Origin of the sequence: Actinomadura sp. NPDC048032 (genome assembly GCF_040653175.1) — a bacterium.
GTDB classification, from domain to species: Bacteria; Actinomycetota; Actinomycetes; order Streptosporangiales; family Streptosporangiaceae; genus Spirillospora; species Spirillospora verrucosospora.
The window spans coordinates 1-8,787 of record NZ_JBEZJP010000360.1 but is presented as its reverse complement, the minus strand read 5'-3'; the positions used below and the strand labels follow the sequence as shown (position 1 = coordinate 8,787).

Annotated in this window: 9 protein-coding genes; 6 read left to right on the top strand and 3 right to left on the bottom strand. The window is 72.1% G+C overall.

Going from position 1 to position 8,787, the window contains the following annotated elements:
• On the bottom strand, positions 1 to 204 hold a 204-nt coding region (locus AB0C69_RS32690; protein WP_360358803.1), incomplete at its 3' end, for a hypothetical protein.
• A gap of 38 nt (positions 205 to 242) precedes the next feature.
• Here AB0C69_RS32690 and AB0C69_RS32685 point away from each other — a divergent pair.
• Positions 243 to 1,814, top strand: coding sequence for an acyl-CoA synthetase (locus AB0C69_RS32685; protein ID WP_360358802.1), 1,572 nt, complete (start codon positions 243 to 245; stop codon positions 1,812 to 1,814).
• Between the two features lie 10 nt (positions 1,815 to 1,824).
• Here AB0C69_RS32685 and AB0C69_RS32680 read toward each other — a convergent pair whose 3' ends face one another.
• Complete coding sequence (locus AB0C69_RS32680; RefSeq protein ID WP_345184424.1) at positions 1,825 to 2,913, bottom strand: helix-turn-helix domain-containing protein; 1,089 nt, start codon at positions 2,911 to 2,913, stop codon at positions 1,825 to 1,827.
• A gap of 117 nt (positions 2,914 to 3,030) precedes the next feature.
• Here AB0C69_RS32680 and AB0C69_RS32675 point away from each other — a divergent pair, with 117 nt between their 5' ends.
• The 4 genes from AB0C69_RS32675 to AB0C69_RS32660 all read left to right on the top strand — a co-directional run bounded on the left by AB0C69_RS32675 (position 3,031) and on the right by AB0C69_RS32660 (position 6,785).
• On the top strand, positions 3,031 to 3,939 hold the full coding sequence (locus AB0C69_RS32675; protein ID WP_345184422.1) for a proline dehydrogenase family protein: 909 nt from the start codon (positions 3,031 to 3,033) through the stop codon (positions 3,937 to 3,939).
• A gap of 9 nt (positions 3,940 to 3,948) precedes the next feature.
• Complete coding sequence (gene pruA / locus AB0C69_RS32670; protein WP_360358801.1) at positions 3,949 to 5,580, top strand: L-glutamate gamma-semialdehyde dehydrogenase; 1,632 nt, start codon at positions 3,949 to 3,951, stop codon at positions 5,578 to 5,580.
• Positions 5,581 to 5,705: 125 nt separating this feature from the next.
• A complete protein-coding gene (locus AB0C69_RS32665) occupies positions 5,706 to 6,107 on the top strand; it encodes a hypothetical protein (RefSeq protein ID WP_360358800.1) in 402 nt (133 codons plus the stop codon).
• A 108-nt stretch (positions 6,108 to 6,215) separates the two neighbouring features.
• Positions 6,216 to 6,785, top strand: a complete 570-nt coding sequence (locus AB0C69_RS32660; RefSeq protein WP_360358799.1) for a carbonic anhydrase — start codon at positions 6,216 to 6,218, stop codon at positions 6,783 to 6,785.
• 13 nt (positions 6,786 to 6,798) lie between these two features.
• Here the strand turns inward: AB0C69_RS32660 and AB0C69_RS32655 are convergent, their stop codons facing one another.
• Positions 6,799 to 8,019, bottom strand: coding sequence for a cytochrome P450 (locus AB0C69_RS32655; protein ID WP_360358798.1), 1,221 nt, complete (start codon positions 8,017 to 8,019; stop codon positions 6,799 to 6,801).
• Positions 8,020 to 8,076: 57 nt separating this feature from the next.
• Between AB0C69_RS32655 and AB0C69_RS32650 the strand changes: the two genes are divergently transcribed.
• Positions 8,077 to 8,712 (top strand): helix-turn-helix domain-containing protein, encoded by a 636-nt coding sequence (locus tag AB0C69_RS32650; RefSeq protein ID WP_360358797.1) that lies wholly within the window; start codon positions 8,077 to 8,079, stop codon positions 8,710 to 8,712.
• Positions 8,713 to 8,787 lie beyond the last annotated feature (75 nt).

Sequence of the window (8,787 nt, the reverse complement as noted above, 5' to 3'; positions counted from 1 at the left end):
GCCTTCGACTCCTCTCGGGCTTCGCCTTCGACTCCTCTCGGGCTTCGCCTTCGACTCCTCTCGGGCTTCGCCTTCGACTCCTCTCGGGCTTCGCCCTTCGATCTCCTGCGGGTCCGGCTTCCGTTTCCCTTTCAGGTTCTGCTCCTCGTCCCCCTTTTCGGGGGTGGTGTGGGGGTTGGGGTGGGTGGTTATGATCTGTCCCACTTGCTCTCACCTGCGGCTTTGTGGGGAAGGTGGCGGTTGTGTCGATCGTTGCTCGGGCTCGGCGGCATTCGGTGGGGGATCTGCTGCATCGGACGGCGCGGCGGGATCCTCGGAAGCTGGCCGTCGTCAGCGGGGAGTTGCGGGTCACCTACGCGGAGTTCGACGCCGCGGTGAACCGGGCCGCGCACGCTCTGGCGGCGCGGGGGCTCCGCAAGGGGGACCGGCTGGCGCTGCTCAGCCACAACTGCTGGCAGTACGCGGTGACGGTGTTCGCCACGGCCAAGCTCGGCGTGGTGCTCGTCCCGGTGAACTTCATGCTGAACGCCGAGGAGATCGCCTACATCCTCGGGCACTCGGGGGCGTCCGGGATCGTCGCGGAGGACGCGCTCGCCGCGACCGCGGAGAAGGCGCTCGCCGCGGCCGGCGTCCAGGACGGGGTGCGCGGGTGGATCCCCCTGTCGGGCGCCGCGCCGGGCGAAGGGTGGGAGGACGTCGACGCCTGGTGGCGCGACGGGCCCGCGACGGCGCCGGACGTCATGGTCGAGGACGACGACCCGCTGCGGATCATGTACACCTCGGGGACCGAGTCGCGGCCCAAGGGCGTGGTGCTGACCAGCCGGTCGCTCGTCGGCCAGTACGTGAGCTGCGTGATCGACGGCGAGATGAGCGCCGACGACGTCGAGGCGCACACGCTGCCGATGTACCACTGCGCGCAGCTCGACTGCTTCTTCTCCGTCGACGTCTACCTCGGCGCCACCAGCGTCATCCTGCCGGGGCCCGACCCCGCGGCGCTGCTGGAGACGATCGAGCGGGAGAAGGTCACCAAGCTCTTCTGCCCGCCGACCGTCTGGATCTCGCTGCTGCGCCACCCCGACTTCGAGCGGCGCGACCTGTCCAGCCTGCGGAAGGGCTACTACGGGGCGTCGCCCATGCCCGTCGAGGTGCTCCGGGAGCTGATGCGGCGGCTGCCGGACGTGCGGCTGTGGAACTTCTACGGGCAGACGGAGATGGCGCCGCTCGCCACCATCCTCAAGCCGCACGAGCAGCTCGAACGGGCCGGGAGCGCGGGGCGTGCGGCCGTCAACGTGGAGACCGTCCTCGTCGACGACGCGGGCGAGCCGGTGCGGGCCGGGGAGGTCGGCGAGATCGTCCACCGCAGTCCCCACGCCGCGCTCGGGTACTACCGCGACGAGGAGAAGACCGCCGAGGCGTTCCGGGGCGGATGGTTCCACTCCGGCGACCTCGGGATCATGACCGAGGACGGCTACCTGACCGTCGTCGACCGCAAGAAGGACATGATCAAGACCGGGGGCGAGAACGTCGCCAGCCGGGAGGTCGAGGAGGCCGTCTACGAGCTCGACGGGGTGGCCGAGGTCGCCGTCTTCGGGATCAGCCACCCGCACTGGATCGAGGCCGTCACGGCGGTGGTGGTGCCGAAGCCGGGCGCCGCTCTGACCGTGGACGACGTCCATGCCCATGCTCGTGAGCGTCTCGCCTCCTACAAGCGCCCCAAGTACGTCGTGCTCGCGGACGCCCTGCCCAAGAACCCCAGCGGCAAGATCCTCAAGCGGGATCTGCGGGAACGGCACGCGGGGCTCGCGCAGGACTGAGCCCTCACCCTCACGCCAGGTGGGGGGCCAGTGTCAGGGCCAGGTGGAGGGTCAGGCGGTCTTGGCCGTCGGCGAGGGTCAGGGACGTCAGTTCCTCGATGCGGCGCAGGCGGTGGTAGAGGGTCTGGCGGTGGATGTTCAGGGTCTTCGCCGTTTCCTGGACGTTGCCCGCCAGGTCCAGGTAGGTGCGGGCCGTCGCAGCGAGATCCTTGTGCTGCAGGAGGCGTTCGGTTCCCGGCGTCTGGGTCGTCTGGGCCAGCGCCTCGTCGCCCGCGGTGCGGAGCAGGCGCAGCACGCCCAGGGACGTCCAGTCGCGGGTTTCGCCGGGGGCCGCGGTGCGGGCGGCCACGCGGGCCCTGAGCCAGCCCTCGTGGACGTCGTCCAAGGTGGGGCAGGGCGAGTGCACACCCGTCTGGACCGGGGCGTTGCGCTCTTCCAGAAGGCGGCGTGCGCGGGCAAGGGCCGCCGGGGCGTTGCCCGCGGGGAGGAGCAGGACGTGGTCGCGCTGCCACACCGTCGCCAGGACGGAGTGGGGGAGCAGCCACGGGTTCAGGGGCTCGGGGCTCGGGGTGCGCAGGACCGCCACCGTGAGGGGCGTGTCGACCGCCCCGGCGTCGGTGAGGTCGTCGGCCGCCTGGGTCCGGACGTCGGGATGAGTGGACAGCAGGTCGGCGACCTTCCAGCCGAGGTCGTCGCGCTCGCGGGCCTGGCGGGCCATGAGGAGGCCGGCGCGCTCGCACAGGGGCATGGCCCTGGCCGCCTGGGGGTCGGTGATGCGCTGCCGGTCGTCCAGCAGCCACAGGTAGCCGTAGGTGACGTTGTTCCAGCGGACGGGCAGGCACAGGCGGGCGAGCTGGCCCAGCGCGGCGTCGGCCGGGATGCGGACCGGGCCCGTGGCGCGGGCGATGCCGTGGCGCTCGAAGCGGGCGCGGACCGCCCCGGTGGCGCGGCGGTGCAGGATCGAGTCCATCCGGACGGGGTCGATCGTGTCGCCGTGCGCGGCGTAGGCGACCAGATGGAAGTCGCGGTCCTCCAGGGTCGCGGGCGCGCCCAGGAGGTCGGCCGCCTGTTCCACGATTTCCTGGAGGTCGAGTGCCATCGCGCTTCCTTCGTACATCTGTATGAGGACTGGCCACCCTGAAAGTGGCGTTTGACTATAGGGGCTGCGCGGCGGTGCTCCTAACGTGCGAGGTGTTCCTTGACGTTGGAGGGTTCCATGCTCAGCCCGCTTCTTCTCGCCGCCGCGCGCAGCGGACGGATGCGCGATGTCATCACCTCCGTGCCGCTGACCAGGGGAGTCGTCGACCGGTTCGTCGCCGGGGACGATCTCGACGCCGCGCTCGAGGCCGTGCGGGAACTGCGGGACGGCGGGCTGGAGGTCACCCTCGACCACCTGGGGGAGGACACCCGCGAGCCCGCCCAGGCGCGGGCCACCCGGGACGCCTACCTGCGCCTGTTCGAGGCGTTCGACGAGCACGGGCTCGCCGGGGGCTCCGACGCCTCGGTGAAGCTGTCCGCGCTCGGGCAGGCGCTGCCCGGCGACCTCGCGCTCGACCACGCGCGGGAGATCTGCTCCGCGGCGGAGCGGGTCGGCATGACCGTCACCCTCGACATGGAGGACCACACGACCGTGGACTCCACGCTGGAGATCCTCGGGAAGCTGCGGGTCGACTTCCCGTGGGCAGGGGTCGCCGTCCAGGCCATGCTGCGGCGCACCGAGGGCGACCTGCGGGACCTCGTGGGCGAGGGGTCGCGCGTGCGGCTGGTCAAGGGCGCCTACGCCGAGCCCGCCTCGGTCGCGTTCCAGAGCAGGCACGAGGTGGACCGGGCGTACGTGCGGGCGCTGCGGCGGCTCATGCGGGGCGACGGGTACCCGATGGTCGCCAGCCACGACCCGCGCATCATCGAGATCGCGCTCACCCTGGCCGCCGAGCGGTCGCCCTCCTCCTACGAGTTCCAGATGCTCTACGGCATCCGGGCCGCCGAGCAGCGGCGGCTCGCCGAGGCCCACCGGATGCGCGTCTACGTCCCCTACGGGGCCGACTGGTACGGCTACTTCATGCGGCGGCTCGCCGAGCGTCCCGCCAACCTCGCCTTCTTCCTCCGTTCGTTCGTCTCCCGCTAAGGAGTTTCCATGGACGCCGTCACCAACGTTCCGACGCCGGTGAACGAGCCGGTACGCGGCTATGCCCCCGGCAGCGCCGAGCGGGCCCGGCTGGAGGCGAAGCTCGCCGAGCTGACCGCCGAGACCCCGATCGACCTGCCGATGACGATCGGGGGCGAGCGGCGCCTCGGCGCGGGCGCCAAGGTCGCCGTCGTCCAGCCGCACCGGCACGCGTCGGTGCTCGGCACCTTCGGCACCGCCACCGAGCAGGACGCGCGGGACGCGATAGACGCGGCGCTCGCCGCCGCGCCCGCGTGGCGGTCGATGGCCTTCGACGACCGCGCCGCGATCTTCCTGCGGGCCGCCGACCTGCTCGCCGGGCCGTGGCGGGAGACGCTGCTCGCCGCGACCATGCTCGGGCAGTCCAAGACCGTCCAGCAGGCGGAGATCGACAGCCCCTGCGAGCTCGTCGACTTCTGGCGCTTCAACGTGCACTTCGCCCGGCGGATCCTCGCCGAGCAGCCGATCAGCAGCCCCGGCGTGTGGAACCGGTCCGACCACCGGCCGCTGGAGGGGTTCGTCTACGCGATCACCCCGTTCAACTTCACCGCGATCGCCGCGAACCTGCCGACCGCGCCCGCCCTGATGGGCAACGTCGTGGTGTGGAAGCCGTCCCCCACGCAGACGTACTCCGCCGTGCTGCTCATGAGGCTGCTGGAGGAGGCCGGGCTCCCGCCGGGCGTGATCAACCTCGTGACCGGCGACGGGCTCGCGGTGTCGGACGTCGCGCTCCGGCACCGCGACCTCGCCGGGATCCACTTCACCGGCTCCACCGCGACGTTCCAGCACCTGTGGAAGACCGTCGGCGCCAACATCGAGAAGTACCGCGGCTACCCGCGGGTCGTGGGGGAGACGGGCGGCAAGGACTTCGTCGTCGCGCACCCGTCCGCCGACCGGGCCGTCCTGAAGACGGCGCTCGTCCGCGGCGCCTTCGAGTACCAGGGCCAGAAGTGCTCCGCCGCGTCCCGCGCCTACATCCCGCGCTCCATCTGGGAGGACGGCTTCAAGGAGGAGCTGGCCGCCGAGGTCGACGGGCTCACCATGGGCGACGTCGCCGACCTGTCCAACTTCATGGGCGCCGTCATCGACGAGCGGGCCTTCGCCAAGAACAAGGCCGCCATCGAGCGCGCCCAGGGCGACCCCGACGTCGAGATCGTGGCCGGCGGGACCTGCGACGACTCCGTCGGGTACTTCGTCCGGCCCACCGTGCTCGTGTCCGGCGACCCGGAGAACGAGATCTTCCGGACCGAGTACTTCGGGCCGGTCCTCGGCGTCCACGTGTACGAGGACGACGCCTACGACGCGATGCTCGCCCAGATGGAGTCGGTCGCCGACTACGCCCTGACCGGCGCCGTCATCGCCACCGACCGGGCCGCGGCGGCGCACACCGCCGAGGTGCTCCGCTACGCCGCCGGCAACTTCTACATCAACGACAAGCCCACCGGCGCCGTCGTCGGGCAGCAGCCGTTCGGCGGCGCCCGGGCCTCCGGCACCAACGACAAGGCCGGCTCGGTGTTCAACCTGCTGCGCTGGACGTCCCCCCGCTCGATCAAGGAGACGTTCGTCCCGCCGACCGACTACCGGTACCCGCACATGGGGTAGGCGGTTCCCCTGGTCCTGGCGGGCCCGCACCCCGGGGGGTGCGGGCCCGCCCGCGTCACGGGGGGCAGGAACCCCTCACTCGTCACAGCTAGTGTCCGATCATTACTTTGAGTAATCTCTGCGGCGTGGGGAACCGTGCGACCAGGGCAGGCCGACCGCGTACGCGGGCGATGCGCGCGTGGGTGCTGGCGGCGATCCCCCTGGTCCTGCTGCTGCACGGGGTGAGCCACTCCAGCGGCCATCGCGGCAGCGCCGCGTACATCGCCGACACCGACCGCTCGGCCGCCGCCGTGTCCTGCGCGACGTCGCCCGCCCAGGGCGCGGACGCCCTCCTCCAGCCGTCCTTCGAGCACTGCGAGGCCGGCCACGGCTCCTACTTCGGAGGCGCCGCGCACTTCCCGCCGAGCCGGACCGCCCCCACGGTGACCGCCGTGGCCCGGCGCCCCGTGGCCGGCACCGGCAGACCCCCGGCGGCCGGGGGCCCGGCCGCGCCGCCCCGCAACCGATCGCAGATCCTGCGCTGCTAGAACCGGACGCCCACGCGGACAGGCGCGCGCGGTCGAACGCGTGCGAGCTCCGCGTGCCCGCACCCGGCCCCGTCTGGTTCGTCATCGGAACCGAAGGATCTGCTCCCCATGCAACCCCTGATCGACCATGCCCGCCTCGCCCCGCAGCGCCAGGGCGGCCACCGGACCGGCGGCGCGCCGGCCCCGGCGCCCCGCGCGATGTTCATCGCCTGCTCCGACGCCCGGCTCGTGCCGACCGAGCTGACCGGCGCCCGGCCGGGCGAACTGTTCGAACTCCGCACCGCCGGCAACGTCATCCCGCCGCACCGGATCGGCCGGCTCACCGCCGAGGCCGCGACGGTGGAGTACGCCGTCAACGTGCTGCGCGTCACCGACCTGATCCTCTGCGGCCACACCCAGTGCGGCGCCGTCCAGGCGCGGACCCGGTCGCAGGCCCCGCGGACGGCGCCGACGATGTGGCTGTGGCTGCTCCAGACCCACCACTGGCGCCGCCTGCACGCCCCCGACGCGGATCCCGGGCACCAGCATCTGCTCGCCCAGGCCGACAAGCTGCGCCGCTACCCGGCGGTGACCAAGAGCCTGCGCGCCAGACGCCTGCGCATGCACCTCTGGTACTACGACGTCGACACCGCGACCGTCTCGGCCTGCCAGGAGAACGGAGACTTCGCCCCTCTCTGACGGCGGCCGCCCTTCACGACGTCCGCGGCGGCCCCTCGACGCCCGTCGCCGGAAGCGAGACCCAGCCGCGGGTGAAGGGGGACTGGATGCGCACCGCGTTCTCCAGGTCCACCCCGATGTGGGGGTGGGCCTGGAGAAGCTCCTCCAGCGCGACACGGGCCTGAAGCTTCGCCAGATGCGACCCGATGCAGAAGTGGACGCCGCTGGAGAAACCCAGATGGCGCGGAATCTCACGGGTGACGTCGAGCTCGCCGGCCGACGGGCCGAACTCGCGCTCGTCCCGGTTCGCCGACCCGAACAGCATCATCACCTTCTCGCCCTCCGGGATCCGCGTCCCGTGCAGCGTGACCGGGCGCGTGGTCGTCCGGGCCAGCGCCTGCACGGAGCCCTCCAGGCGCAGGAACTCCATCAGCGCGTTCGGTATCAGCGACGGGTCGGCCGCCAGGCGCTCGCGCTGCCCGTGGGCGCCGTCCAGCAGCGCCACGCCGTGCGAGATCAGGTTCCCGGTCGTGTCGTTGCCGCCCGCCACCATGACGAAGCAGAACCCGAGGACGTCCCAGTCGGTGAGGCGCTCCCCGTCCACCTCCGCGGCCGCCAGCGCGCTGACCAGGTCGTCGGACGGATCGGCGCGGCGGGCGGCGATCACGTCGCTGAAGTAGCCGAACATCTCCGCCACCGCGTTCACCGCCCCCTCCCGCGCCGAGTGCGGGCCGAACCCCTCGTCCTGCAGGGTCGTGAGGGCGGACACCCACGGATCGAACCTCGCGCGGTCGGCCTCCGGGACGCCGAGCAGGTGCGCCAGCGCGAACGTCGGCAGCGGCGAGGAGAAGTCCCGGTGCAGGTCGGGCGTCTCGCCGTCGGCCGCCCTGCGCTCCATCACCGCGATCCGGGACCGGACGAATTCCCGGAGCAGGCCTTCGAGCGCGGCCGTCCGGCGCGGCGTGAACCCGTGGCTGATCAGGCGCCGCAGCACCGTGTGCCGCGGCGGATCCAGCATCACGATCGTCGGGGCCAGGCCCAGCGTGCCGATCTCGTCCGGGTGGAACGTCAGGCCCTGCGCCGACGAGAACGCCTCCGCGTCCCGCGTCGCCGCCCAGACGTCCTCGAACCGCGACAGCGCCCAGAACGGCGGCTCCCCGTGGCGGTGCACCGGCTCCTCGTCGCGGAGCCGCCGGTAGGCCGGATAGGGATCGGCCTGGAAGCCGGGATCGAAGGGATCGTAGACGTCCGCCATGCCCGCCTCCGGTTATAACAGGCGTCGTTATTAACGCCCCCTGTTAGTATCACCGGCGTGCCGAAAGACGCAAGAGCCACCCGCGACGCCCTCATCCGCGCCGGCGCCCACCTCTTCGCCGCCCACGGCATCGACGCCACCCGCACCCGCGACATCGTCGCCCTCGCCGGACAGGCCAACGACTCCGCCGTCACCTACCACTTCGGCTCCCGCGACGGCCTCCTCCACGCCATCCTCCGCGCCGGCATCACCCGCATGGAACCCGCCCGCGCCGCCACCCTCCCCACCCTCCACCCCGACGACCCCCACACCATCGTCGACGCCATCGTCCGCCCCACCGCCGACGAACTCCGCACCCCCCACGGCCGCGACTTCCTCCGCATCACCGCCCAACTCGCCGGACGCGCCGGAATCCGCGACCACCAACCCCCACCCCTCCTCCACGACACCGCCCTCCAACAACAACTCCACCTCCTCGAAACCGCCTGCCGCGCCACCCTCCCCGAACCCATCGCCCTCGAACGCATCTCCCTCTTCATCGCCTTCCTCACCGCCGCCCTAGCCGACCGCGCCACCCGCACCCACCACCCCCCGACACCCCCACCCACCCCCCCACACGACACCTTCACCACCGACCTCACCGCCATGCTCACCGCCGCCCTCCAAGCCCCCCACCCCAACCCGTTTGCCTAACCACCCCCCACCCCATACAGTTAAGACATCACCGCGGGGTGGAGCAGTTCGGTAGCTCGCTGGGCTCATAACCCA